At 71.1% G+C, this 298-nt stretch carries 1 protein-coding gene; it reads left to right on the plus strand.

The window, feature by feature from the left end:
- Positions 1–298: hypothetical protein (locus tag OH705_RS26970; RefSeq protein WP_267303401.1), on the plus strand; the 298-nt coding region annotated here is incomplete at both ends.

The following is a 298-nucleotide window of genomic DNA, read 5'->3' on the forward strand; positions in this document are numbered from 1 at the left end:
GAGCGCCTCGTCGACATGGAGCGGCGGAACGCACGCCAAGGCGTCAAGGCCGTGCAGATCGGCATCGGCCGCACGCTGAGCGGCGAAGGCATCGACCGCATCACGCCCGCATTGCGCTGGGTGCCCCTCAAGTCGGGGGGCGCGGTTGCGCGCCTGAGGGTCGGCTCGCCGGATGCACTGGGTCTGCGCGTGGGTCTGCAGGTGAAGGGGCTGCACCCCCATGTGGAGTTGCGCATCGCGGGCAGCGACGCTCCGCAGCGCATCATCGCCATGCTCACCGCCACCGAGGCGCAGGCGT

Origin of the sequence: Pseudomonas sp. BJa3 (assembly GCF_026343815.1) — a bacterium.
GTDB classification, from domain to species: Bacteria; Pseudomonadota; Gammaproteobacteria; order Pseudomonadales; family Pseudomonadaceae; genus Aquipseudomonas; species Aquipseudomonas soli.